This is a genomic window from Limnohabitans sp. 15K (assembly GCF_002778285.1).
Lineage (GTDB): Bacteria > Pseudomonadota > Gammaproteobacteria > Burkholderiales > Burkholderiaceae_C > Limnohabitans_A.
The window spans coordinates 343,089-366,557 of sequence record NZ_NESM01000001.1 but is presented as its reverse complement, the minus strand read 5'-3'; the positions used below and the strand labels follow the sequence as shown (position 1 = coordinate 366,557).

24 protein-coding genes are annotated in these 23,469 nt (G+C 60.5%); 7 read left to right on the top strand and 17 right to left on the bottom strand.

Going from position 1 to position 23,469, the window contains the following annotated elements; translation table 11 throughout:
- Window positions 1-91: 91 nt before the first annotated feature.
- From miaA to mutL, 3 genes are read right to left on the bottom strand one after another with little or no spacing between them, the layout of a single operon-like run.
- The gene (gene miaA / locus B9Z40_RS01690) at window positions 92-1,078 is read right to left on the bottom strand and encodes a tRNA (adenosine(37)-N6)-dimethylallyltransferase MiaA (RefSeq protein ID WP_233204748.1); all 987 of its coding nucleotides are present in this window, start codon (window positions 1,076-1,078) and stop codon (window positions 92-94) included.
- Window positions 1,075-2,292: a multidrug effflux MFS transporter gene (locus tag B9Z40_RS01685; protein WP_100172858.1), complete on the bottom strand. Its 1,218-nt coding sequence runs from the start codon at window positions 2,290-2,292 to the stop codon at window positions 1,075-1,077. Before B9Z40_RS01685 ends, miaA begins: the two co-directional genes overlap by 4 nt.
- Window positions 2,293-2,300: 8 nt before the next feature.
- Window positions 2,301-4,331 (bottom strand): DNA mismatch repair endonuclease MutL, encoded by a 2,031-nt coding sequence (mutL, locus tag B9Z40_RS01680; protein WP_100171590.1) that lies wholly within the window; start codon window positions 4,329-4,331, stop codon window positions 2,301-2,303.
- 38 nt (window positions 4,332-4,369) lie between these two features.
- On the opposite strand from mutL, the gene B9Z40_RS01675 reads away from it, so the two are divergent.
- Window positions 4,370-5,008: a DedA family protein gene (locus B9Z40_RS01675; RefSeq protein ID WP_100171589.1), complete on the top strand. Its 639-nt coding sequence runs from the start codon at window positions 4,370-4,372 to the stop codon at window positions 5,006-5,008.
- A 35-nt stretch (window positions 5,009-5,043) separates the two neighbouring features.
- Here the strand turns inward: B9Z40_RS01675 and B9Z40_RS01670 are convergent, their stop codons facing one another.
- The 3 genes from B9Z40_RS01670 to tsaE form a co-directional block, all read right to left on the bottom strand.
- A complete protein-coding gene (locus B9Z40_RS01670; protein ID WP_100171588.1) occupies window positions 5,044-6,018 on the bottom strand; it encodes a tripartite tricarboxylate transporter substrate binding protein in 975 nt (324 codons plus the stop codon).
- A 128-nt stretch (window positions 6,019-6,146) separates the two neighbouring features.
- Entirely contained in the window at window positions 6,147-7,538 is a 1,392-nt protein-coding gene (locus B9Z40_RS01665) for an N-acetylmuramoyl-L-alanine amidase (protein WP_100171587.1), read from the bottom strand.
- Window positions 7,528-8,088, bottom strand: coding sequence for a tRNA (adenosine(37)-N6)-threonylcarbamoyltransferase complex ATPase subunit type 1 TsaE (tsaE, locus tag B9Z40_RS01660; RefSeq protein WP_369823426.1), 561 nt, complete (start codon window positions 8,086-8,088; stop codon window positions 7,528-7,530). The genes B9Z40_RS01665 and tsaE overlap by 11 nt, the downstream gene beginning before the upstream one ends.
- A 57-nt stretch (window positions 8,089-8,145) precedes the next feature.
- On the opposite strand from tsaE, the gene queG reads away from it, so the two are divergent.
- Window positions 8,146-9,189 (top strand): tRNA epoxyqueuosine(34) reductase QueG, encoded by a 1,044-nt coding sequence (gene queG / locus B9Z40_RS01655; RefSeq protein ID WP_369823425.1) that lies wholly within the window; start codon window positions 8,146-8,148, stop codon window positions 9,187-9,189.
- 26 nt (window positions 9,190-9,215) lie between these two features.
- Here the strand turns inward: queG and B9Z40_RS01650 are convergent, their stop codons facing one another.
- Window positions 9,216-10,121, bottom strand: coding sequence for an AEC family transporter (locus B9Z40_RS01650; protein ID WP_100171586.1), 906 nt, complete (start codon window positions 10,119-10,121; stop codon window positions 9,216-9,218).
- A gap of 167 nt (window positions 10,122-10,288) precedes the next feature.
- Between B9Z40_RS01650 and B9Z40_RS01645 the strand changes: the two genes are divergently transcribed.
- Window positions 10,289-11,263 (top strand): tripartite tricarboxylate transporter substrate binding protein BugE, encoded by a 975-nt coding sequence (locus tag B9Z40_RS01645; RefSeq protein ID WP_100172855.1) that lies wholly within the window; start codon window positions 10,289-10,291, stop codon window positions 11,261-11,263.
- A 9-nt stretch (window positions 11,264-11,272) separates the two neighbouring features.
- On the top strand, window positions 11,273-12,181 hold the full coding sequence (gene xerD, locus B9Z40_RS01640) for a site-specific tyrosine recombinase XerD (protein ID WP_100171585.1): 909 nt from the start codon (window positions 11,273-11,275) through the stop codon (window positions 12,179-12,181).
- 103 nt (window positions 12,182-12,284) lie between these two features.
- Here the strand turns inward: xerD and B9Z40_RS01635 are convergent, their stop codons facing one another.
- Complete coding sequence (locus B9Z40_RS01635) at window positions 12,285-13,061, bottom strand: ferritin-like domain-containing protein (protein ID WP_100171584.1); 777 nt, start codon at window positions 13,059-13,061, stop codon at window positions 12,285-12,287.
- Between the two features lie 86 nt (window positions 13,062-13,147).
- Here B9Z40_RS01635 and B9Z40_RS01630 point away from each other — a divergent pair, with 86 nt between their 5' ends.
- Both B9Z40_RS01630 and B9Z40_RS01625 read left to right on the top strand, forming a co-directional pair.
- Entirely contained in the window at window positions 13,148-13,672 is a 525-nt protein-coding gene (locus B9Z40_RS01630) for a gamma carbonic anhydrase family protein (RefSeq protein WP_100171583.1), read from the top strand.
- Between the two features lie 78 nt (window positions 13,673-13,750).
- Window positions 13,751-14,737 (top strand): Hsp33 family molecular chaperone HslO, encoded by a 987-nt coding sequence (locus B9Z40_RS01625; protein WP_100171582.1) that lies wholly within the window; start codon window positions 13,751-13,753, stop codon window positions 14,735-14,737.
- 101 nt (window positions 14,738-14,838) lie between these two features.
- On the opposite strand, the gene B9Z40_RS01620 is transcribed toward B9Z40_RS01625, so the two are convergent.
- Genes B9Z40_RS01620 through B9Z40_RS01590 form a run of 7 tightly spaced genes read right to left on the bottom strand, consistent with a single transcriptional unit; the run spans window position 14,839 to window position 20,517 of the window.
- Window positions 14,839-15,507, bottom strand: a complete 669-nt coding sequence (locus B9Z40_RS01620) for an AAA family ATPase (RefSeq protein ID WP_100171581.1) — start codon at window positions 15,505-15,507, stop codon at window positions 14,839-14,841.
- Between the two features lie 7 nt (window positions 15,508-15,514).
- Window positions 15,515-16,087: a nicotinamide riboside transporter PnuC gene (gene pnuC, locus B9Z40_RS01615; RefSeq protein ID WP_100171580.1), complete on the bottom strand. Its 573-nt coding sequence runs from the start codon at window positions 16,085-16,087 to the stop codon at window positions 15,515-15,517.
- Window positions 16,084-16,359, bottom strand: a complete 276-nt coding sequence (gene ftsB / locus B9Z40_RS01610; protein WP_100171579.1) for a cell division protein FtsB — start codon at window positions 16,357-16,359, stop codon at window positions 16,084-16,086. Before ftsB ends, pnuC begins: the two co-directional genes overlap by 4 nt.
- A gap of 12 nt (window positions 16,360-16,371) precedes the next feature.
- Window positions 16,372-17,658, bottom strand: a complete 1,287-nt coding sequence (eno, locus tag B9Z40_RS01605; protein WP_100171578.1) for a phosphopyruvate hydratase — start codon at window positions 17,656-17,658, stop codon at window positions 16,372-16,374.
- Window positions 17,659-17,708: 50 nt separating this feature from the next.
- Window positions 17,709-17,996, bottom strand: coding sequence for a DUF1330 domain-containing protein (locus B9Z40_RS01600; RefSeq protein ID WP_100171577.1), 288 nt, complete (start codon window positions 17,994-17,996; stop codon window positions 17,709-17,711).
- A complete protein-coding gene (gene kdsA, locus B9Z40_RS01595; protein WP_100171576.1) occupies window positions 17,993-18,847 on the bottom strand; it encodes a 3-deoxy-8-phosphooctulonate synthase in 855 nt (284 codons plus the stop codon). The genes B9Z40_RS01600 and kdsA overlap by 4 nt, the downstream gene beginning before the upstream one ends.
- Before the next feature lie 23 nt (window positions 18,848-18,870).
- Window positions 18,871-20,517: a CTP synthase gene (locus B9Z40_RS01590; protein WP_100171575.1), complete on the bottom strand. Its 1,647-nt coding sequence runs from the start codon at window positions 20,515-20,517 to the stop codon at window positions 18,871-18,873.
- A gap of 77 nt (window positions 20,518-20,594) precedes the next feature.
- Here B9Z40_RS01590 and coaBC point away from each other — a divergent pair, with 77 nt between their 5' ends.
- Entirely contained in the window at window positions 20,595-21,806 is a 1,212-nt protein-coding gene (coaBC, locus tag B9Z40_RS01585; RefSeq protein WP_100171574.1) for a bifunctional phosphopantothenoylcysteine decarboxylase/phosphopantothenate--cysteine ligase CoaBC, read from the top strand.
- 9 nt (window positions 21,807-21,815) lie between these two features.
- Here coaBC and B9Z40_RS01580 read toward each other — a convergent pair whose 3' ends face one another.
- Window positions 21,816-22,934 (bottom strand): hypothetical protein, encoded by a 1,119-nt coding sequence (locus B9Z40_RS01580; RefSeq protein ID WP_100171573.1) that lies wholly within the window; start codon window positions 22,932-22,934, stop codon window positions 21,816-21,818.
- Window positions 22,934-23,350 (bottom strand): hypothetical protein, encoded by a 417-nt coding sequence (locus B9Z40_RS01575; RefSeq protein WP_100171572.1) that lies wholly within the window; start codon window positions 23,348-23,350, stop codon window positions 22,934-22,936. Before B9Z40_RS01575 ends, B9Z40_RS01580 begins: the two co-directional genes overlap by 1 nt.
- Window positions 23,351-23,469: the final 119 nt, after the last annotated feature.

Below are 23,469 nucleotides of genomic sequence, written 5' to 3'. Positions count from 1 at the left end.
ACCTGCTGAGCATTCTGAGGCAGCTGAGCGCCCACGGTGCTGCAAGCGCACACCAACACCCACGCCCACAAAAACCACCCATCACGCTTGTTCATGGCTGCCAATAGCCCTCAGCCAGTTGAATGACGCGGGTGATGGGGTCTTGCGGTCCGTCGGCTGCCACCACCACACGCTGCGCCATGCTGCGCAACCAAGTGATTTGGCGTTTGGCCAGTTGGCGGGTGGCGATGATGCCGTGCTCACGGATCTTGGCTTCTGGCCAGCCTTCATCCAGCCCTTGCCAGGCTTGGCGGTAGCCCACGCAGCGCATCGAGGGCAGATCGGGGTGCAAGTCGCCGCGTGCCCGCAGGCCTTTCACCTCGTCCAGGAAGCCAGCTTTCATCATCTGGTCAAAGCGCAGCGCGATTCGCCCGTGCAGCCAGGCGCGGTCGGTGGGCTCCAGGCTGATGACCGGAATCTGCCAGTCGGGCGCATCCGGTTTGGCGCTTTGGTGAAATGAAGACAAGCTTTGCCCTGTGCTCGTCCAGACTTCCAGGGCGCGGCCGATGCGTTGGCTGTCGGCAGGGGCCAGGCGGGCGGCTGTGGCTGGGTCGACCTGCGCGAGTTCAGCATGCAGGGCGGGCCAGCCCAGCTGTTCGGCGCGTTGGGCAATGGCTTCGCGCACTTCGGTGTTGGCAGCGGGCATGTCGTTCAGGCCTTCGCTCAAAGCTTTGAGGTAAAGCATGGTGCCGCCCACCAGCAGCGGTGTTTTGCCCCGAGCGCGGATGTCTTGAATGAGGCGTGAGGCGTCTTTGGCAAAGTCGGCCGCGCTGTAGCTTTGCAGTGGGTCCAACGTGTCGATCAGGTGGTGCGGCACGGCGGCCAGTTCTTGGCGGCTGGGTTTGGCAGTGCCAATGTCCATGCCGCGGTACACCAGCGCCGAGTCCACGCTGATGATTTCTGCGCCGCCTCGGGCTTGCAGGCTTTCGGCCAAGGCCAAAGCCGCGGCTGTTTTGCCGCTGGCCGTGGGGCCGACGATGGCGATGGCATCTATGCCACCTGTGGCGTCGATAGGGCGCTGCGGCATGAGGGTTTTCATGCGGCTTGGGCCAATATGGGCACAGGCTTGCCGTGGCGTTGCACGGCGGTCCAAGCCACGAGCGTGATGAACACCGCCCACAGCAAGAGGCCGTGCGCGAGGGCAAAAACCGGTTGGTCCATGTGGGTGCCCAACCAGCCGCCCATGAAAAAGGCGCCCAGCATCATCAAAAAGCCGTTCAGGGCTGAAGCGGTTCCGGCCCGTTGCGGGAAGGGCGCGACCGCGCCGCTTTGGCTGCAAGGCTGGTGCACGCCGTGGCCGATCATGAAGATGTACATCGGCACCATGACCGCCCAAGCGCCGTACCAGTCTTGGCCTTCGCCTGCATAAGCGAGGGCCGCCATGCTCACGCCACCCGTGACCGTCAAGACAGCGGCCAAGCCCACGGTGCGGTGCACTGATGTGCGGCGCAACAGCCAGCGGCACCAGAAGGTGCCCACGATGTAGGACAGCGACATGCTGAGCATGAGGAAGCCATAGGCCGTTTTGCTGTAACCCATGGCGGTGACAAAGACGAACGAAGAGCTGGCCAAAAAGGTGAACAGCCCGAGGTAAGAGCCAGCCGACATGGCGCACCAGGTGCGGAACGTGGGGTTGCGCAGGATGTCGAGGTTGGCGCGAATGAGCGGGCCAGCGCTGAGCGCATGGGGGTCGGGGTTGGCCAAGGTTTCTTCAAAACGCCAATAAAGCAGCACAAGGGTGGCCGCTCCAAAAGCGGCCAAAGCCAGCAGGGCGTAGCGCCAGCCCAAAGTGTCGGTCAGCAAGCCGCCCAGGGGTGCGCAGGCACAGGCGATGATGCCCAGCCCCGTGAGCGCTTGCGACATGACATTGGCCCCTTGCACGGGCTGGAACAAGTCTCGCACCACGGCGCGTGCAGCCATCACGCCCGCGCCCATGGCCACGCCTTGCACGGTGCGCCCAGCAATCAGCCAAGCCATGTCGGGCGCGAAAGCGCTGGCAACCGAGGCGAATGTGTAAGCCCCCATACCCCAAAGCAGGATAGGCCTGCGGCCAAAGCGGTCCGACAATGGCCCCCAAACCAACTGAGACAAGCCAAAGGCCAAGAGCAGCGCCGTGAGTGTGAGCTGGGCTTGGCCCATGCCCGCACCAAAGCCTTGGGTGATGGCGGGCAGGGCAGGCAGATACAGGTCTGTGGTGACCGGTTGTAGTCCGAGGAGCAGCGCGAGCAGGAGGACGATGAGTTTTTGGGGCATCCCCGTCATCACCGACCTCTCAAGAACAAAGCGTCCAGATCGCGCATGGACATCTGCCGCCAGGTGGGACGCCCGTGGTTGCATTGGTCAGAGCGTTCGGTCTCTTCCATCTGGCGGAGCAAACCGTTCATTTCATCTAGCGTCAGGCGGCGGTTGGCGCGAACTGCGCCGTGGCAGGCCATGGTGGCCAGGATTTCGTTTTGGGCACGTTGAACCACCGTGCTGGCGTCGTGTTGGGCCAGTTCGGCCAGCACGCTGCGGGCCAGCTCGACCGCGTCGCCTTGCGCCAGGCTCGTGGGCACGGCGCGAACGGCCAGTGTTTTAGCCGAGAGGGGCGAGATTTCCAGGCCCAGTTGTTCGAGGGCTTCGGCACAAGCCTCGGCCGTGGCCACTTCGGTCGGCGTGGCGGCAAAGGTGGCGGGGATCAATAGGGGTTGGCTGGCGATGCGAGGTCCCTCGACATCGGCTGTGTTGAGTTGGTTTTTGAGGCGTTCGTACACGATGCGCTCGTGCGCAGCGTGCATGTCGACCACCACCAGGCCCCGCTTGTTTTGGGCCAGGATGTACACGCCGTGCAGCTGCGCCACGGCGCGGCCCAGCGGCCAGTCGCCTTCAGGCAAGGGCGTATCGGGCGTGTCTGTATTGTTGTAGGAACGAGCCCCTGCTCGCGAATCGCCTTCGGTGGTAGGAGCGGCCTCCCACCTTGCGGTTCGCTCTGAAACCTGAGGTGCTGATGCGTCGTCTTCTCTGCGGGGCTGCCACAGCGCCTTCAGGTCGGCCATGGCCTGTTCGCCGTCCACCCGTGGGCGCAAAAAGTCGGCCGGTTTGTAGGCGGGGGCGTTGAAGGTGGCCAGTCCTGGACGTTCAAACGCCATACCGCCTTGTTGCCAGCCCGCTGATTCGGGCAGGGCTTTGGCATCGGGGCCGTTTTTCAATTCAAAAGCGTGAGCCGATTCGGACAAGGCGCCTTGTGATGCCGAAAACGGTGTGTCTTGTGTCGATTCGTTCAGCAGGTGCGCTCTGGGCGCGGCCAGCGCGTTTTCCAGCGCGTGCCGCACGGCCTGGTGAACGGCTCGGCTGTCCCGAAAGCGCACCTCGATTTTGGTCGGGTGCACGTTCACATCGACCAAGGTGGGGTCGATCTGCATGAACAGTGCATAGGCCGGTTGTTTGTGCCCGTGCAACACGTCTTCGTAGGCGCTGCGGGCGCCGTGCATGACCACTTTGTCGCGCACAAAGCGGCCATTCACATAGGCAAATTGGTGGTCGGGGCGCGAGCGGGCAGCGTCGGGCAGACCGGCACGGCCGAGCACTTTGAGCGGCCCGGCGTTGTAGTCGATGGGGATGGACTGGGCCACAAACTCTTCGCCCAGCACATCGGCCAGGCGCTGCGCCAGGCCGGCTGCACCCGGGTGCACGCGCCACTGCTCGACCAGCTTGCCCTCGTGCCAGATGGCAAAGCCCACATCGGGGCGGGCCAAGGCGTGGCGGCGCACGGCCTCGATGCAGTGCGCCAGCTCGGTGCTGTCACTTTTCAAAAATTTGCGGCGGGCGGGGGTCGAGAAGAAAAGTTCTTTGACCTCCACCGTGGTCCCCACAGCGCGTGCGGCAGGGCGGATTTCGCCGGTTTGGCCATCGAGCGCAAAGGCGGTGGGTTGGTTGTCCATGCGCGAGAGCAAGGTCAGCTCAGACACCGAGTTGATGGCCGCCAGGGCTTCGCCCCGAAAGCCCATGGTCATGACCGATTCGAGATCGTCCAGATTGCCGATTTTGCTGGTGGCGTGGCGCTTCAAGGCCGTGGCCAACTCCTCCGGGGCGATGCCGCCGCCGTCGTCTTCAACCGAAATCAGCCTTGTACCGCCGCCCATTAGGCGCAGGGTGATGCTGCGTGCGCCTGCATCCATGGCGTTGTCCACCAATTCGCGCACCACCGAAGCCGGGCGTTCGACCACCTCGCCAGCGGCGATTTGGCTGATCAGTTCATCGGGGAGTTCGCGAATGGGTCGGCGCGCGGAAGCCGGGGTCTGTTGGGCGGTCACCGCCTGATTTTAGGGGTTTGTCCGGGGATAATGGGTCCATGGATATTCTTTTGCAACTTGTCGATTTCGTTCTCCATGTGGACCGTTACCTGGAGGCCTTTGTGGGGCAATACGGCGCTTGGGTTTATGCCTTGTTGTTTCTCATTATTTTTGTCGAAACCGGCTTGGTCGTCATGCCCTTTTTGCCGGGTGATTCGCTGCTGTTCATCGTGGGGGCCCTGTGTGGGGCCGAGTTGATGAGTTTGCCCTTGGTGATGGGCTTGTTGCTGGTGGCGGCTGTGTTGGGCGATCAAACCAACTACACCATCGGGCGCTACTTTGGCCCCAAGGTGTTTCAGTGGGAAAACTCCCGTTTTTTCAACCGGCAGGCTTTTTTACAGGCCAATGCCTTTTATGAAAAATACGGCGGCATCACCATCATCCTGGCGCGTTTCATGCCGTTCATCCGCACGTTTGTGCCGTTTGTGGCGGGTGTGGCCGAGATGACGCGCCACAAATTCACGATGTTCAATTTGGTTGGCGGCTTCATTTGGGTGGTGGGTTTGACCCTGGCCGGCTACCTGTTTGGCAACTTGCCCTTTGTGCAAACACACCTGTCCAAGATCATTTGGGCTTTGATCATCGTGCCGGGCTTGATCGCCGTGTTCGGGGCTTGGCGGGCACGCAAGGCAGCTTGATCGCTGCCTCTTTGGCCGACCGCACCCATTTCAGCTTATTCGGCTTTCACGCCCGCGGCCGAGATGACCTTGGACCATTTGACGATTTCTTCGTCCAGAAATTTCGCCGCAAATTCGGGCGATGTGTCACCGGTGATGATGCCCAGCGCCTCGAATTTGGCCTTGATGTCGGGTGAGTTCAGCGCTTTGGTCGTCTCAGCCGACATGCGGCGCACGATGTCCTTTGGCGCGGCCGCTTGCGTTAAGAACAACACCCAAGTGGAGCCTTCGATGGCCGGGCCACCCGATTCGGCGATGGTGGGCACCTCAGCGGCACCCGGCACGCGCTGCGACGAAAACACGGTCATGCCTTTGACCTTGCCACCCCGGACATGGGGCATCAAGGCGCTGGCTGTGTCGGTCAGGATCTGGATGTTGCCGCCCATCAGGTCGGCCAGAGCCGGGGCCGTGCCTTTGTAGGGCACATGCACCATGTCAATGCCCGCCACTTGCTTGAACAGCTCTTGGGTCAGGTGGGCCGCTGCCCCCACGCCTGATGAACCAAATGCCAATTTGCCGGGGTTCGCCTTGGCGTAATCGATCAGTTCCTTGACGTTTTTGACGGGCAATTGGTTGTTCACCGTCATCACCAGGGGCGCAATGCCAACCAGCGACACCGGAGCAAAACTCTTGACCGGGTCATAAGGCAAACGCCCTGCGTACAGCGTGGCGTTGGCGGCATGCGCGCCGATCACCGTCACGAAGGTGTGCCCATCGGCTGGCGCTTTGGCAGCCAGGTCTGCACCCAAAATCGAATTGGCACCGGGCTTGTTGTCCACCACGATGGTCCAGCCCGTTTGTTCCTGAATCTTTTGGACCACCATTCGGGTGGCGTTGTCGGTGATGCCGCCGGGGGTGTAAGGCACGATCCATCGGATTGGTTTGGTGGGCCAGTTTTGGGCCAAGACGGGTTGGAGTGTGGTGGCGGCCAAAACCAAGGCGGCCGCTTTGAAAAGGTGAACCAAGCGCATGAATGTCTCCTGATAAAAAGCATGGCCATCTGCGGGCCAAGTCAGTGCTCAGATTAGGGGCAAGTACCCAGCCGGTCAATCGGGCAGTGCCTCCCAGGCGACTCTGATTTGCGGTCAAGCATTTGCGCTTAAGCAGGCGCGCGACTTCTGGCCAAGGGCGGGTTGCGTGAAAAATAGGCCACGATGCCGCGCACCAGTGCGTCGGTCAGTTGCTGCTGGTAAGCGTCGCTGCGCAGTTTTTCTTCTTCTTGCGGGTTGCTGATGAAGGCGGTTTCGACCAAGACGCTCGGAATGTCGGGCGCTTTGAGCACCGCAAACCCCGCTTGCTCCACCCGGGGTTTGTGCAGGCGACCCACCCCACCGATCTCGCGCAACAAATTGCTGCCCAGCTGCAGGCTGTCCTTGATTTGGGCGGCAGTGCTCATGTCGAGCAAGGCGTGTTGCACTTGGGCATCTTGGCTGCCCAAATTGAGGCCACCGATCAGGTCGGCTTTGTTTTCTTTTTGGGCCATCCAGCGGGCGGCACTGCTCGATGCTGCGCCTTGGCTGAGCGCGAACACACTGGCGCCGCTGGCCTGCGGCGTGAAAAACGCATCGGCATGGATGCTGACAAACAGGTCGGCTTGCACGCGGCGGGCTTTTTGCACCCGCACATGCAACGGCACAAAAAAGTCGGCATCGCGCGTCAGAAAGGCTCGCATGGGGCTGCCGTTCACGCTGCTGGTGTTGATTCGGTCGCGCAGCAGTTTGGCGATGTTCAGCACCACGTCTTTTTCTCGGGTGCCGCTGGGCCCGATGGCCCCGGGGTCTTCCCCGCCGTGACCTGGGTCCAGGGCGATGACGATCAGCCGGTCGGTGGTGCCAGTGTTCACTGGGCGTGGTGGATGATTGGGGTTGTCCATGACCGCCGATGGCGCAGGCTCAAAATCTTGTTTGCGGGTGTTGTTGGGGGCTGGGTTGGGCTTGGCGTTGCCTTGGCCTTGCTTGGCGATCAAGTCGCCCAAGGGGTCGTTGACGGGCCCTGCAGCTGGCAAGGCGGGAGCGGGCAGCGTCGCTTTGGCGGTTGACCGCTCTTGGATGAGTTGCTCGAGTGGGTCAGCCGCTTGTGAGGGGTACAGGTCGAGCACCAAACGGTGGGCATAGGCCGCCACGGGCTGCAAGGTGAACACCTGAGGCGCGATGGGCCGTTTGAGGTCAATGACCAGCCGCACAGTGCTGGCGTTGAATTGGCCCACGCGAATGCCCGCGATGTTGGGGTCCGACGCTTGCACTTTGCCCACCAGCTCGCGCAGGGCGGCGTTGAGTTCCAGACCTTCAATGTCCACCGCCAGACGTGGCGGCGAGTCGATGAAGGTTTGTCGGGTCTTGAGCGCTGTGTCCGATTCGAGCGTGACCCGGCTGTAGTCTGGGGCGGGCCAGATGCGCACGGCCAGCATGTTGGCGCCCCGTGCCAGCTGTGAGGCCCCCAGGCTGAGCGCCAGCAGGCCCGCCTTGAGCAGACGTCGACGGTCAGACCGCATGGGCCCAGTCCTCCATCCAAGATTGCAACCAGCTTTGCCCTCTCGGCGTGCCAGCATGGATCCGCACGCGGCGCTGGTTTTCGTCGATGGCTTCCAGCGCGATCACCCAATCGGGCGGCGGAAGTTGGCCCGCCACTTGGTCAGGCCACTCCATGAGTTTCAAGCCGGGGCCCGCAAAAATGTCGCGAAAACCGGCGTCTGCCCATTCTTGCGGGTCATTGAAGCGGTAAAAGTCGAAATGCCATATGGGCCAGGCACTGCCGCCTTCGCCCACTTGGTGCGGCTCGACCACGGCGTAAGTGGGGCTTTTGATGCGGCCTTGCACCCCAGCAGCGCGCAGCAAATGGCGGACCAGTGTGGTTTTGCCTGCCCCCAAGTTGCCGCGCAGCTCGATGCTTGCATCGCGCCCGTCCGGCCAGTGCTGTAGGGCTTTGGCCAGTTGCGTGGCAAAGGCTTGTGTGGCGGATTCGTCTGGCCACACATTGACCCAGACCCGTTCGGCCAATGCGGCTTCGGTGGGGCTTCCTACAATCGGCGGGTGACTGCTCAACTTACTCAAAACGACCTTCTTGAACTGTGGCCCCAGATCCAAATCTGGGCGCGTGAGCTGGGATTGTCCCAAATTGGCGTGTGCGGCATCGATTTGTCTTCGGCAGAGCCCGGATTGTTGGCGTGGTTGGACGCCGGGTTTCACGGCAGCATGGGCTACATGGCCGCCCACGGCCTGAAGCGCGCCCGTCCCGCTGAGCTGCAGCCGGGCACGGTGAGCGTGATCACCGCCCGCATGGATTATTTGCCGCAGGACACGCCACTGGACTGGTTGGCCCAAGAAACCGCACGCATGCTGCAGCCGGGTGAGGCGGTGGTGTCGCTTTACGCTCGGGGCCGGGATTACCACAAGGTCTTGCGCAGCCGCCTGCAAAAACTGCAGGATCGGATTGCCGAGGCGATTGGCCCGTTTGGCCACCGCGTGTTCACCGATTCGGCCCCGGTGCTGGAAGCCGAGCTGGCCACCCGCAGCGGCTTGGGCTGGCGCGGCAAACACACGCTGGTCTTGTCGCGCGAAGCGGGATCGATGTTTTTTCTGGGCGAGTTGTTTGTCGATTTCGCCTTGCCCGAAACACCCGCAGTGTCTGCGCACTGCGGGCAATGCACCGCTTGCATTGACCTGTGCCCCACGCAGGCCATCGTCGGCCCCTACAAGCTGGACGCGCGGCGCTGTATTTCTTATTTGACGATCGAGCATGCCGGACCGATCGACGAGGCCCTTCGGCCGTTGATCGGCAACCGGATTTACGGCTGTGACGATTGCCAGCTGGCCTGCCCGTGGAACAAGTTTGCCCAGATCAGCACCGTGCCAGATTGGCAAGTGCGAGACGGTTTGGGCGCGGGCGGCATCGCGCAGTTGATGGCTTGGAATGAGGCCGAGTTTTTGCGTCGTACTGAAGGCAGCGCCATCCGACGCATCGGCCACGCCCGTTGGCTGCGCAATTTGGCTTTGGCTGCGGGTAATGCCTTGGATTCATTGGCTTTGTCAGATGCTGAGCGCCAGGTTTTGCTGCAAGGGCTGGCCGTGCATGCTGACCATTCGGACCCGGTGGTCCAAGAGCAAGTGGCTTGGTCCCTGGCCAAAGCAGATTCGCATGTGTAGGAGGCCGCCCCCGCGGCCGAAGGATTTCAGCGCAGCACGCCCAGCGCAAACGGCAAACTGAGCATGCCCGACAGCGTGGACAGCGTGACCAGTCCCGCCACATAGGGGCCGTTGTAGCCCATGCGAGCTGCCAACACATAACAAGTCGACGCGGTTGGGAGGGCCGAAAAGGCCAGCAGCACGGTGGTCTGCATGTCGGTGAGCCCAAACAATTTGGACATGCCCAGCGCGATCAAGGGCAGCAGCAGGTGCTTGACCATCAACACACTCATGGCCAGCAATTTGCCCTGGCGCAAGGTGCGCAGTTCCATGCCTGCACCCGCGGCCATCAAACCCAGGGCCAAAGAGGCCGCGCCGATGCGGCTGACACTCGGGTCCATCCATGAGGGGATGCTGAAACCCATGAGGTTGAAGGCCAGCCCCGAACTGGTGGCAATGATCAGCGGGTTGCGGGCCAGCTCGCGCAAAAAACCTGTGTTGGCATGGCGGGCCATGGGCCAGACGGCACCGATGTTGAAGAGCGGCACGCAAAAACCAATCAGCACCGAAATCAGCAGCAGCCCCTCGGGGCCCGCCAAGCGTTCGGCCAGGGCCAGGGCAATGAAGGAGTTGAAACGAAAGCCCACCTGAGCGCTGGCCGCGTGGTCACGGCGGTCCAGCCGTTTGCCCAAAATCGGCCAGTAAGGCAGGCTGTACGAAAGAGCAATGGCGCAAACCCCCAGACTCAGACCTGCGCCAATCAGGCTGGACGCGGCTTGCAGATCGAGTGGGCTTTTCACGATGGAGCGAAACAGCAGCACCGGGAACAGGAAGAGATAAACCAAGCTGTCGACCTGTTGCCACACCGAGCGGTTCAGTGCGGTGAAGCGACAAATCAGGTAGCCGCACAAAATCAGCGAGAAATCGGGGAAGAGGAGTTGGGCAAAGTTCACCCCTTGAGCATAACGGCCCGGCCAAGCGGGTTGTGACCCGTGTGTCGCCCTGGGGTAATGGCGATCAAAAAAGCAAAGCCCCGATTTTTGAGGGTGTTGTGGGTTTGGGCGCTCTGAAATTGCCCTGTTTTTTGCATATCATGGGCGTACTTTCAAGGAGTTTTGACATGATGCGTCGCAGTGTGGTTTCGGCAGCCGGTTTGGCTGTCACCGTTTTGGCCAGTGGTTCGGTGTTTGCGCAGGCTTACCCCAACAAAGTGATCAAGCTCCAAGTGCCTTTTGCCCCCGGCGGCACGACCGACATCGTGGCCCGCGTGATTTCGGAGCCTTTGGGCAAGGCGCTTGGCCAAAGCGTGATCGTTGAAAACAAGGCTGGTGGCGGGGGTGTGGTGGGTGCCACCGAAACCGCACGTTCGGCCCCCGATGGCTACAGCCTGGGCATGGCCACGGTGTCGACCACCGCCGCCAACCCCGCCATCAACCCCAAAATCCCTTACAACGTCTTGACCGACTTCACGCCCATCATCAACATTGCCGCCACGCCCAATGTGATCGCGGTGCACCCCAGCTTTCCTGCCAAAGACTACAAAGGGTTCTTGGCCGAGTTGAAGAAAAACCCCGGCAAGTACTCGTACTCCTCTTCGGGCACAGGCGGTATTGGCCACTTGCAGACCGAATTGTGGAAAAGTCTTGCGGGTGTGTTCATTACCCACATCCCTTACCGCGGCGCAGGCCCAGCCCTGAACGACACGGTTGCCGGTCAAGTGCCGATCATTTTTGACAACCTGCCTTCGGCGTTGCCTTTCATCCAAACCGGCAAGCTGATCCCGATCGTGGTCGCTGCACCCCAGCGCTTGCCCCAATTGCCCAACGTGCCCACGTTCAAAGAAATTGGCCTGGAGCCTGTGAACCGTATGGCTTATTACGGCATCTTGGGTCCCAAGAACTTGCCCAAAGAGGTGGTGGACAAGATCAGTGCGGGCGTGAAAAAAGCCCTGCAAGACCCGGCCGTGACCAAGCGCATCAACGACACCGGCTCTTTGGTGGTGGCCAACACGCCTGAAGAGTTCACGGCCCAGATCAAGGCCGAGTTTGAGGTGTACAAGAAGGTCGTCGACCAGCAAAGCCTCAAGCTGGACTGATTCCAGTCCATGCACGAGGCCAGCCAGAACGCCATCGACCGCTTTGCCGAGGCGCTCTGGTTGGAGGACGGACTGGCTGCCAACACTTTGGCGGCCTACCGTCTCGATTTGTCGCTTTACGCCACCTGGCTTTTTTTAACGCAGAGGCTGGCGCTGGAGGCGAGCCAAGAGCACCACCTGCAGGCTTACTTTGCCGACCGCCATGGCCAGACCAAGGCCACATCGGCCAACCGCAGGCTCACGGTGTTCAAGCGTTTTTTCAGATGGGCGTTGCGCGAGCGCTTGGTTCAAGCCGACCCCACCCTGCGCATGCTGGCCGCCAAGCAGGCCCTGCGTGTACCCAAAACGCTGGGCGAGGCGCAGGTGGATGCTTTGCTGCGTGCACCGGATGTGGCCACCGATTTGGGATTGCGTGATCGCGCCATGCTGGAGCTGATGTACGCCAGCGGCTTGCGTGTGAGCGAGTTGGTAAGCCTCAAAACCCTGCATGTCTCGCTCAATGAAGGGGTCTTGCGCATCATGGGCAAAGGCAGCAAAGAGCGGCTGGTGCCCTTTGGCGAAGAAGCCCGCGAATGGTTGCAGCGCTACATGGGCCAAGCCAGACCGGCCATGTTGGGCCAGCGCCAGACCGAAGACCTGTTTGTCACCACCAGCGGCAGCACACCCGGCACGGCCATGTCGCGCGTCATGTTCTGGAGCCTGGTCAAGCGCTACGCCATCGACGCGGGCATCACCGCACCGCTGTCGCCGCACACCTTGCGCCACGCTTTTGCCACGCATTTGCTCAACCACGGGGCTGATTTGCGGGCTGTGCAAATGCTGTTGGGCCATGCCGATATCTCGACCACCACCATTTACACCCATGTGGCGCGCGAACGCCTGAAAACGCTGCACGCCCAACACCATCCCAGAGGCTGATGCGGCTGATTTTTCTGTGGGAGGCCCCCCTGCGGCCGAATGCCTTCATCAGTGCATTAAGTCGATTCGCAAGCAGGGGCTCGCTCCCACAGGGGATATGCGCTCAGTTGAGTGCCGCCAATTCAGCGTCTTCAAACCCCGCCAAGCGCCGCGCGGCCATGTTGAAGGGCGGACGCAGTTTGGGGGCGTCGTATTGCGCGATCAACTCGGCATAGGTGCTGACCGGGTCGAGGCCGCGCTGCCCGCACAGGTAGCGGTACCAGCGGTTGCCCGCAGCCACATGGCCGATTTCGTCTTCCAGAATGATGTCCAAAATTTCACCCGCGCGGTGGTCGCCCACGCTGACCAGTTTGTTTTTGACGCCGGGTGAGGCGTCCAAGCCCCGTGCTTCCATGGTGCGCGGCACGATGCCGATGCGGGCGAGGATGTCGTTCTGGGTGCGTTCGGCCATGTCCCACAGGGTGTTGTGGGCGGGAAAGTCACCGTAGTCAAAACCCAAGCCCACCAAATGTCGGCGCAGCAGGCTGAAGTGTTTGGCCTCTTCTTGGGCGATGCGCACCCAGTCGGTGTAAAAAGCCTCGGGCATGCCCGCAAAGCGCCAGACCACATCCAAGGCCAGGTCGATGGCATTGAGCTCGATGTGCGCGATCGAGTGCACCAGCATGGCCCGGCCTTCAGGTGTGGCCATGGATTTGGCTTTGAGCTGGGTGTGTGGCACCAGCAGCGGGCGGTCAGCGCGGCCGGGTCCCGCAGTAGGGGGGCTCAGGCTGTCGAGCACGCCTATGGGCAGGCTCAGGTCCAGGGCCAAAGTGGCTTGGGCCTTCAGGTTCGGGTCGGTTTGCGCCCAAGGGATCAGGGCGGCGGCGCGCAGGGTGTGCATGGTGATCGGTGGCAGCGCCCACGGCAGGGTGTGGGCATCCCTACAATTGTAGGTTTTCAAGAAATCCCAACCGACAGGAGACCGCCATGGCCATTTACCAACTGGATGATCAAACCCCCGATGTGGCCGACAGCGCTTGGGTCGCTGACAACGCTCAGGTGATGGGTGCGGTCAAGATCGCAGCGGACGCCAGTGTCTGGTTTGGTGTGACGGTGCGCGGCGACACCGAGACGATTGAGATCGGCGAGGGCAGCAATATTCAGGACGGCAGCGTGATGCACGCCGACCACGGCAAGCCGATCAAGGTCGGCAAGCACGTCACGGTGGGCCACATGGTCATGCTGCACGGCTGCACCATTGGCGACGAGTCGCTGATCGGCATTGGCGCGGTGGTGCTCAATGGTGCGAAGATCGGTAAGAACTGCCTGGTGGGTGCTGGCTCGCTCGTGACCGAGGGCAAGGAATTCCCGGATGGCTCGATGATCATGGGCACGCCTGCCAAGGTGGTGCGCGAACTCAGCCCCGAGCAAATCGAAGGCCTGCGCCAAAGCGCCAAACATTACGTCGAGAACGCCCGCCGCTTCAAGGCGGGCCTGAAAAAAGTCAGCTGACACTTTGACTGATTTTTTGGCCAGTCCTAACGCTTTTTAACTTTTGAGGATCGGCCCCACGGGGCTGTTGATTGCACTTTGTCCGAACTCCATAAATTCATTTTCGAAGGCCTGCCGGTGCGCGGCATGCTGGTGCGCTTGACCGATGCCTGGCAAGACATCTTGGCGCGGCGCGCTGCCAATTCCGAGACGGGGTCTTACCCCGCACCCGTGCGCCAGTTGCTCGGCGAAATGGCCGCAGCAGGTGTGTTGATGCAGGGCAACATCAAGTTCAATGGCGCTTTGGTGCTGCAGATTTTTGGCGACGGCCCGGTCAAGCTCGGCGTGGTGGAGGTGCAACCGGATTTAAGCCTGCGCGCCACCTGCACCCAAGTGGGCGAAGTGGCCGACAGCGCCACCCTGAGCCAGATGGTCAACGTGAACAACGAAGGCCGATGCGCGATCACACTCGACCCGCAAGACCGCTTGCCGGGCCAGCAGCCTTACCAAGGTGTGGTGCCGCTTTTCGGTGACCGGGGCGAAAAGCTCGAAAACATCAGCGAGGTACTGGAGCACTACATGCTGCAGTCCGAACAGTTGGACACCGTGCTGGTGCTGGCGGCCGACGACAAGGTGGCGGCAGGTTTGTTGATTCAGCGTTTGCCCATTGAAGGCGAGGGCAATCTGGCCGGGAAAACCGATTCACTGATGCGCGAGTCGGTGCTGGGCCAAAGCGAAGACTTCAGCCGCATCTCGATCTTGACCAAGAGCCTCAAGCGCGAGGAGTTGCTGGGTTTGGACGCAGAAACTATTCTGCACCGCCTGTATTGGGAAGAGCCGATCGCCCGTTTTGAGCCTTTCATCGGCGAGACCGGTCCCCGCTTTGCCTGCCGTTGCAACCGCGAGCGCGTGGGCAACATGATCCGCAGCTTGGGCACCGAAGAGGTGGACAGCATCATCGCCGAACAAGGCCAAGTGGAAGTGGGCTGCGACTTTTGTGGTGCGCAATACCGCTTTGACCCAGTGGACGCCGCAGGCCTGTTCACGGGTTTGCCGGCTGACGTGCCTGGTGGATCGGTGCACTGATCGGACCTTCGGTGCTTCGCTGTGGGAGCGAGCCCCTGCTCGCGAATGCGTGAGCCACCACGGCGCACATGTTGCTCAGGGGCGGCCTCCTACAAAGGCCCTCAATCCAAGCGCTTGGCCAGCAGTCCCGTGAACAACTTGTGTTCGCACTCCGGGTCACTGCACTCATTGCATTGCCACACGGTGCGCCCCTCGTTGATGGCGAATTGGGCGTTGTAGCGGGTCATGCGCGCAGTCTCATCTTCTCCGGCTAAACCCAAAGCCAGCAGGGCGTTGTTCAGTCGCTGGTGGCCTTTCCCATAGACCACCCGGTAGGCGATGCCTGCACGTTCAAGCGCTTGGCGCACCAGTGTGTCGACCGGGTCACGCACTTGGGGTCCGTCTCGTTGCAAACCGTCTGCCACCCAGGGCAAATCGAGGCCGGTGACTAAAGTCTGATCGAAAAGCGCTTGGTGCGCCAAAGCCATGGGGTAGAGGCTTTCATCGGCAAACAAGAGGTGGCTGTAGACCGCAGTCATGAGGGGTGTGGTGTCTGCAATCACCACACCTTGTGCGATCCGTATCACTGCTTGGGCTTGTGTTTGGGCAATGTCGATTTGTTCGTGCGCAAGTGGCGTTCGGCCTTCACGTTCGCACCAATGGCGCAGCACTTCGTCGACCGTATGAACACTGTGCCCGCGCGCTTGCATCACGCCCGCCAAGGCGTTTGCCAGCCAAGACTTGCCGGTGCTTTCTGCCCCAAGGATGGCGATGCGCTGAACGCGGCTCATACCGCCCTTAACCGGCCTTGAGGGTCATGCTTTGACGCCAAGCCCGCCAACCCCAGAGGCTCAATGCGGTGAACAGGGCGTACAAAACGCAGGTCAACCACAGGCCTTTGTGGGCAAACAAGGCCACACTGATGACGTTGACCACCATCCAGACGAGCCAGTTTTCAAGGTATTTTCGGCCCAACAAAACTTGCCCCACCAAGCTCAGGGCCGTGGGCAGGGCGTCCCACCAGGCCACATCGCTGTCCGTCAAACTTTGCAGCAGCACGGCCAGTGCAGGCCAAAGCGTGGCGCTGGTGGCCAGCACCACAAGCCATCCGCGAAAGGTCAAGCGCTGAATGGCGATGGCGGGTTGCTCGTCATCCGTCTTGCGAAGCCATTGCCACCAACCCCACAGGGAAATGGCCACAAAAACCAGCTGCAAGCCTGCTTCGCCGTACAACAGGCTGTCTTTGAAGAGAAAAAAATAAAGAAGTGAACTGGCCACCGCCAGTGGCCAGCCCCAATGCCAAGCTTGGATGTTGCAAACCACCATGGCCAAGCCGAGCACACACGCTGCGATCTCGACCGAGGACATCATTTGGCGATTTGAACGAAGATCTCGTTGGGTTTGACCATGCCCAGCTCATGCCTTGCACGTTCCTCGACCATGTTCAGGCCTTCCTTGAGGTCATTGACCTCGGCACTGAGCTGGTCAATTTTGCGGTGGGCTTCTTCGTTGGCGGCCTTTTGTTCTTGCAAGGCCCGCTCCAGTTCGGCAACCGTGGACACGCCGCCTTTGCCCAACCAAAGTTGGGCTTGGATGATCACCAGCAAGGTGACCAACACGATCGGAACGAGGCGGTTGCCCATGGCTTGAACGGCTTAGCGCAAGTTGTAAAAGGCCGCTCGGCCAGGGTAGACCGCAACTTCGCCCAAGTCTTCTTCGATGCGCAGCAGCTGGTTGTACTTGGCCATGCGGTCCGAGCGGCTCATGGAACCTGTTTTGATTTGACCGGCATTCAAACCGACAGCAATGTCGGCGATGGTGCTGTCTTCGGTCTCGCCTGAACGGTGGGAGATGACGGCGGTGTAACCGGCGCGCTTGGCCATTTCGATGGCTTCAAAGGTTTCGGTCAGGGTGCCGATCTGGTTGATCTTGATCAGGATCGAGTTGGCGATGCCTTTGTCGATGCCTTCTTTGAAGATTTTGGTGTTGGTCACGAACAGGTCGTCACCCACGATTTGCACGTTCTTGGCCAAGCGGTCGGTCAACACTTTCCAGCCGTCCCAGTCGTTTTCGGCCATGCCGTCTTCGATGCTGATGATGGGGTACTTGTCGCACCAAGTGGCCAGCATGTCGGTCCACTGCTCAGAGGTCAGGCTGATGCCGCCTTCGCCGGCCAACACATACTTGCCGTCTTTGTAGAACTCGCTGGCCGCGCAATCGAGGCCAATGGCGATCTGCTCGCCAGCGGTGTAACCGGCAGCAGCGATGGCGTCGAGCACCATCTGGATGGCGGCTTCGTGGCTGTCGACGTTGGGGGCAAAGCCGCCTTCGTCGCCCACGGCAATGCTCATGCCCTTGTCGTGGATGATTTTCTTCAAGGCGTGGAACACTTCAGCACCCCAGCGCACGGCTTCGCGGAAAGATGGTGCGCCCACAGGGATGATCATGAACTCTTGCAAGTCCAGGTTGTTGTTGGCGTGTGCGCCGCCGTTGATGACGTTCATCATGGGCACAGGCAGCTGGTTGCCGTTCATGCCGCCAAAGTAGCGGTACAGGGGCAGGCCGGACTCTTCGGCCGCAGCGCGGGCCACGGCCATGGACACGGCCAGCATGGCGTTGGCGCCCAAGCGGCTCTTGTTGTCGGTGCCGTCCAGGTCGATCAGGGTGCGGTCCAGAAAGGCTTGCTCAGAGGCGTCCAGGCCCAGCACGGCTTCGGAAATTTCGGTGTTGATGTGCTCCACAGCTTTGAGCACGCCTTTGCCAAGGTATCGGCTCTTGTCGCCGTCACGCAGCTCGATGGCTTCGCGGCTACCGGTCGAAGCGCCAGACGGAACAGCGGCGCGGCCCATGACACCAGACTCCAACAACACGTCGCATTCGACGGTGGGGTTGCCACGGCTGTCGAGGATTTCACGGCCGACGATATCAACGATTGCACTCATTTTTGAACTCTCTCAATTTAAAAATAAAACGGGTCTTTGAAGCCAGCGGTTCAGACGCCTTCGACGGCCACCATGCGCATGATGGCGGCGCCTTCTCGGGCCTCGCGGGCTTTGAGGTATTCGGGCAGCTCGTAAAACGCTTTGGCGGCATCAAACGATGGAAATTTCAAAATCACGATGCGCTCGGGCGACCAGTCGCCTTCTAGCACTTGCACTTGGCCGCCCCGCACGCAGACTTCGGCGCCTGCCGTTTTCATGGCGGCTGTGGACCACTTTTTGTACTCTTCGTACTGCACAGGGTTGGTCACTTGGACGTGCGCGATGATGTAGCCGCTCATGAGAAGTCTTCCTCTAACAATGGGTTTTTCTTGGTCACGGCATCGAGCTGCACTAGTGTCTCGAGCAGGGCCCGCATTTTGCCCAGTGGCACCGCGTTCGGGCCATCGGACCATGCTTCTTGAGGCTTGGGGTGGGTTTCCATGAACAAACCTGCCACGCCTGCGGCCACGCCCGCGCGGGCGAGTACCGGCACCATCTCGCGGGCTCCGCCGCTGCTGGTGCCTTGGCCGCCCGGCTTTTGCACCGAGTGGGTCACATCGAACACCACCGGTGCGCCTGTTTTGCGCATTTCGGCGAGGCTCGTCATGTCGGCCACCAGGTTGTTGTAGCCAAAGCTCACACCGCGCTCGCAAGCCAAAAAGTTGTCTTCGGGCAGGCCGACTTCGCGCGCGGCGGTGCGGGCTTTGTCGATGACGTTTTTCATGTCCCAGGGCGCCAAAAATTGGCCCTTCTTGATGTTCACCGGCTTGCCCGACTGGGCCACGGCGCGGATGAAATCGGTCTGACGGCACAAAAAGGCGGGGGTTTGCAACACATCGACCACGCTGGCCACGGTTTTGACTTGAGATTCGTCGTGCACATCGGTGAGGATAGGCACGCCGATCTGGCGGCGCACTTCGTCCAATATCTTCAGGCCGGCATCGATGCCCACGCCGCGCTGGGTGCTGCCCGAAGAGCGGTTGGCTTTGTCGAACGAGCCTTTGTAGATGAGCGGAATGCCCAAGGCCGAGCAAGCCTCTTTCAGGCGACCGGCCACCTCGATGGACATCTCCAGACCTTCGATGGAGCAGGTGCCCGCGATCAAAAAGAAGGGTTGGTTCAGGCCAACGTCAAATCCGCAAAGTTTCATGGGGCTGTCCTTGGACGGGTGGTTCAGGCGGCAGCCTTGTGCTCAACAGCCGCCTTGACGAATGCGTTGAACAGGGGGTGGCCGTCCCAGGGGGTGGACTTGAACTCGGGGTGGAACTGCACGCCCACATACCAAGGGTGCTCGGTTTGCGGCAGCTCGACAATTTCGGTCAGTTGCTCGCGCTGTGTCAGCGCCGAGATCACCAGACCCGCTTTGCGCAGGTCATCGAGGTAATTGACGTTGGCTTCATAACGGTGGCGGTGGCGCTCGGTGACCACGTCGCCATAAATCTGGTGCGCCAATGTACCTTTGGCCACGTCGGAGCTTTGTGCGCCCAGACGCATGGTGCCGCCCAAGTCGGAATTGGCATCACGCACCTGGATGGAGCCGTCGGCGTCTTTCCATTCGTTGATCAGAGCGATCACGGGGAAGGGGGTCTCGGGCTCAAACTCGGTGCTGTTGGCGTCCTTCATGCCGGCCACATGGCGGGCATATTCGATGGTGGCCACTTGCATGCCCAGGCAGATGCCCAAATAAGGCACTTTGTGGGTACGGGCGAATTGGGCGGTTTCGATCTTGCCCTCTACGCCGCGCTTGCCAAAGCCGCCCGGCACCAGCACGCCGTCGTAGTGAGCCAGGCTGGCCACGGTCTCGGGGGTGATGGTTTCAGAGTCGATGTGCTCGATCTTCACACGCACATGGTTGCGCATGCCCGCGTGGCGCAGCGCTTCGTTGACCGATTTGTAGCTGTCCGACAGCTCGACGTATTTGCCGACCATGGCAATGGTGACTTCGCCCTTGGGGTTGGCGGTCTCGTACACCAAGTCGTCCCAGCGCTTGAGGCTGGCAGGCGGTGTGTTCAGGCGCAGCTTGTCGCAGATCAGGCCGTCCAGGCCTTGCTCGTGCAGCACGCGCGGCACTTTGTAGATGGTGTCCACGTCAGGCATGGAGATCACGCCCCAGCTTTGCACGTTGGTGAACAGCGAAATCTTGTCGCGCTCGTCGTCCGGGATGTAGCGGTCGGCACGGCACAGCAGGGCGTCAGGCTGGATGCCGATTTCGCGCAGTTTTTGTACCGTGTGCTGGGTGGGCTTGGTTTTGAGTTCGCCTGCGGTGGCAATCCAGGGCAGGTAGGTCAGGTGCACAAAGGCAGTGTTGTTGGGACCCAGACGCAGGCTGAGCTGGCGCACGGCTTCCAAAAATGGCAAAGACTCGATGTCGCCCACGGTGCCGCCGATTTCGACGATGGCCACATCGACCGCTTCAGGGGTGCCAAAACCGGCACCGCGCTTGACGAAGTCCTGGATTTCGTTGGTGACATGGGGGATGACCTGCACGGTCTTGCCGAGGTAGTCGCCACGGCGCTCTTTTTCAAGGACGCTTTTGTAAATCTGACCGGTGGTGAAGTTGTTGGCCTTCTTCATCCGGGTGTTGATGAAGCGCTCGTAGTGGCCCAAATCGAGGTCGGTTTCCGCGCCATCGTCGGTCACAAACACCTCGCCGTGCTGGATGGGCGACATGGTGCCGGGGTCCACATTCAGGTAGGGGTCGAGCTTGATGAGGGTGACGGAGAGGCCGCGCGATTCAAGGAGGGCGGCGAGCGAGGCGGAGGCGATTCCCTTGCCCAGGGAAGACACCACACCGCCGGTGACGAAGACGAATTTGGTCATGTCCAAGACGGGAGCTTTCAGCCCCCGGTAGGTGGAAATCGTGATTATAGACAGTCACGTCTGCTACATTCCCCGGCATGAGCACATTGGCTGGAAAACACATCGTTCTGGGCTTGTCGGGCGGCATTGCGGCCTTCAAGTCGGCTGAACTCTGCCGCGCCTTGGTCAAGGCGGGCGTCACGGTGCAGGTCGTCATGACCGAGGCCGCAGAGCAATTCATGACGGCGGTCACCATGCAGGCCCTGTCGGGCAGGCCGGTTTACACCTCGCAGTGGGACCCGCGCGAAGCCAACAACATGGCGCACATCAACCTGAGCCGCGAGGCCGATGCCATTGTGGTGGCCCCGGCCAGCGCCGACTTCATGTCCAAATTGCTGCATGGCGGTGCCGATGAACTGCTGAGCCTGATGTGCCTGGCCCGTCCGATTGACAAGGTGCCGCTGATCGTGGCTCCGGCCATGAACCGCGAAATGTGGTCCAACCCGGCCACGCAGCGTAATGTGGCACAGCTCAAAGCCGACGGCATCCATGTGCTGGATGTGGGGCAGGGCGACCAGGCTTGTGGCGAAACGGGCGACGGGCGCATGCTCGAAGCCGATGAAATTCTGGAAGACTTGGAAGCGTTTTTCACGCCCAAAGTGATGGCAGGCAAGTCGGTTTTGGTGACTGCAGGACCCACTTACGAGGCCATTGACCCGGTGCGCGGCATCACCAATTTGTCGAGTGGCAAGATGGGTTTTGCCATAGCGCGGTCAGCCCGCATGGCGGGGGCGAGCGTCACGCTGGTCGCGGGGCCCGTGCATTTGCCCACACCGCGGGGCGTGCAGCGGGTGGATGTGCGTTCGGCCCGTCAAATGCTCGACGCGGTGCAATTGCATGCCCACGCGGCCGATGTGTTCATCGCCACGGCCGCAGTGGCCGATTGGCGACCAGCCCATTCCGCCGATCAGAAGATCAAAAAAGACGGCTCAGGCGATACACCCCAGCTGAGCTTTGTGGAGAACCCGGACATTCTGGCCACCGTTGCGCAGTCTTCGCGTGCCGCATCGGGCGAGTTGTTTTGTGTGGGTTTTGCGGCTGAAAGCCACGACCTGCTGGCGCACGCTACGGCCAAGCGCCTTCGCAAGGGGGTGCCGCTGTTGGTGGGCAATATTGGTCCTGCCACTTTTGGCCAGGACGACAATGCCTTGCTTTTGGTGGACCAAGCAGGTGCCCGAGAGTTGCCTCGTGCCAGCAAGCAGGCACTGGCCACCCAACTCATTGACGACGTTGCCAGCCGCTTGAAATAAGACGCTCGCTCAAGAGGCTGTTGCAGAGCTGTTCACGGCCAAGAGGTCGCCCAACATTTTTTGATGCATTTTTTCGTTGTGCACAAAACGCCAAAGCATGGCATTCAGCTTGTCCATCAGGTCAGGCACCATGACTCTGATGGTATTGAGTGATTCCAAGGCCTCTTGGGGCATTTGAAGGCGGTGGTAGACCGCAGCGGTGTAGAGCTGAAAGAACGGAAAAGATTGCGGATTCACGCGCTTGGCGTATTGAAGCGCAGTCGCGTGGTCTTCACGTAAATACGCATCAGAGACATAGGGAATCCAGTACCAATCCGGGTGCAGTGGTGCCAGCTCCCGGGCGCGATCCATCAAGGACAACCCCAATGACCAATCGCCTGCATAGGCCTGGAAAAATCCGATCCCGGCAATCAGGTCGGCCCTGTAGGGCGCCATGTCGAGTGTTTTTTGCGCGTATTCCCTAAACAACGCCAAATCGCCTTGCTGGAACAAGGCAACTGCCAGGGCGTAGGTGCCTGTCACCGAGTCTGGGGCCAATTTGAGGGCGTGTTGTGCGCATTCGACCGACTTGCGCAATGGGTCTTCTGTGTCGGCAGAAGGGTTGAACTCAAAGAAATATTCGTTCCAATAGACGCCCGACAAGCAAGCCCAGGCCTCTGCGTAAAGCGGTGAGTCTTTCACCGCCTCCAGCAACTCAACTTTGGCCTGCTGATGCAACTCGGGGGTGAACTGTTCGGTGTAAGCGTAAAAACGCAAAACAGCGGAGTAGGCCGAGCCGTTTTGTGCTTTAGACCGAGCCAGTCGATCAATGACGCTCGTCGGAGTGGCCAGCTGAGCCGCAATCTTTACCGCAATTTCGCTTTGCAGATCAAACAAGCGATCTGTGTCGTACGCCAGATTGAACTCTTCTGACCAAACAACTTGGTGTGTTTTGCAATCGTTGAGTCGAATGGCAATTTTGTAAGCAGCAGGTTGAAAACGCACAGACCCTTCCAACGCAAAATCCGATTGGGTCAGCAGCTTGGCTGTCAGTTCGCTGTTGGCGTTGGTGCTGGCGGCACCCAGCTGCGGCAAGGTCAAGACGCGGAGTGTGCGCGATTGCGCCAACAAATGAACCAAATCCAGCATCAGTCCAGTGCATATTTGCTGTTGGCGCGTGTCTCCCCCATATTAAGCAGAGGCAAGATGCACAGCTTTGGTGCAAAACTGGACTGATCCGCTGTGCTCGGCTTCAGCGTCAGTCCATAACTGCCCGCTTCGAAGGTCAACTGCCAAGGTTCGTCTTGACCTTCTGTTTCGTAAAAGGTGGCCAACAAAGACTTGATCCGGCTGATTTGCACCCTGCAAATGGAGCTTTTTGCATTCGGCAAACTGTCACCCAGCCCAAAGAACTCTGTTTCCAGCAGCCTGCCTGTGACCAGGTTTGGCCCCAAGGCGACAGACTTCTGAGCAATGAAATCCAGCAGTTTCTGGCTTTTGGGTGAGCGTTTGAAAGTCTCGGAATCAATCGCTTTCAGTACAAACGTTGGTAGCTTACGTTCCATTTTTGATATTCAAACAGGGTCTCAGGTGGCATGTCTCTCGTGCATGCACTCTAAATGGGGGCGCTTTAACCTTTCATGTAACACGTTACGTCAGTTAATTTCGGCATTTTTGTCAGTTT

Excerpts from the sequence above, each read along its gene's own strand:
- pnuC (WP_100171580.1), bottom strand. The coding sequence starts at position 16,087 with ATGATGTCCTCGGTCGAGATCGCAGCGTGTGTGCTCGGCTTGGCCATG.
- B9Z40_RS01630 (WP_100171583.1), top strand. The coding sequence starts at position 13,148 with ATGGCCATTTACCAACTGGATGATCAAACCCCCGATGTGGCCGACAGC.
- eno (WP_100171578.1), bottom strand. The coding sequence starts at position 17,658 with ATGAGTGCAATCGTTGATATCGTCGGCCGTGAAATCCTCGACAGCCGT.
- coaBC (WP_100171574.1), top strand. The coding sequence starts at position 20,595 with ATGAGCACATTGGCTGGAAAACACATCGTTCTGGGCTTGTCGGGCGGC.
- kdsA (WP_100171576.1), bottom strand. The coding sequence starts at position 18,847 with ATGAAACTTTGCGGATTTGACGTTGGCCTGAACCAACCCTTCTTTTTG.
- B9Z40_RS01670 (WP_100171588.1), bottom strand. The coding sequence starts at position 6,018 with ATGCGCTTGGTTCACCTTTTCAAAGCGGCCGCCTTGGTTTTGGCCGCC.
- B9Z40_RS01685 (WP_100172858.1), bottom strand. The coding sequence starts at position 2,292 with ATGCCCCAAAAACTCATCGTCCTCCTGCTCGCGCTGCTCCTCGGACTA.
- B9Z40_RS01665 (WP_100171587.1), bottom strand. The coding sequence starts at position 7,538 with ATGCGGTCTGACCGTCGACGTCTGCTCAAGGCGGGCCTGCTGGCGCTC.
- B9Z40_RS01645 (WP_100172855.1), top strand. The coding sequence starts at position 10,289 with ATGATGCGTCGCAGTGTGGTTTCGGCAGCCGGTTTGGCTGTCACCGTT.
- B9Z40_RS01580 (WP_100171573.1), bottom strand. The coding sequence starts at position 22,934 with ATGCTGGATTTGGTTCATTTGTTGGCGCAATCGCGCACACTCCGCGTC.
- miaA (WP_233204748.1), bottom strand. The coding sequence starts at position 1,078 with ATGAAAACCCTCATGCCGCAGCGCCCTATCGACGCCACAGGTGGCATA.
- ftsB (WP_100171579.1), bottom strand. The coding sequence starts at position 16,359 with ATGGGCAACCGCCTCGTTCCGATCGTGTTGGTCACCTTGCTGGTGATC.
- B9Z40_RS01635 (WP_100171584.1), bottom strand. The coding sequence starts at position 13,061 with ATGCACACCCTGCGCGCCGCCGCCCTGATCCCTTGGGCGCAAACCGAC.
- xerD (WP_100171585.1), top strand. The coding sequence starts at position 11,273 with ATGCACGAGGCCAGCCAGAACGCCATCGACCGCTTTGCCGAGGCGCTC.
- B9Z40_RS01590 (WP_100171575.1), bottom strand. The coding sequence starts at position 20,517 with ATGACCAAATTCGTCTTCGTCACCGGCGGTGTGGTGTCTTCCCTGGGC.
- B9Z40_RS01675 (WP_100171589.1), top strand. The coding sequence starts at position 4,370 with ATGGATATTCTTTTGCAACTTGTCGATTTCGTTCTCCATGTGGACCGT.
- B9Z40_RS01575 (WP_100171572.1), bottom strand. The coding sequence starts at position 23,350 with ATGGAACGTAAGCTACCAACGTTTGTACTGAAAGCGATTGATTCCGAG.
- B9Z40_RS01600 (WP_100171577.1), bottom strand. The coding sequence starts at position 17,996 with ATGAGCGGCTACATCATCGCGCACGTCCAAGTGACCAACCCTGTGCAG.
- B9Z40_RS01620 (WP_100171581.1), bottom strand. The coding sequence starts at position 15,507 with ATGAGCCGCGTTCAGCGCATCGCCATCCTTGGGGCAGAAAGCACCGGC.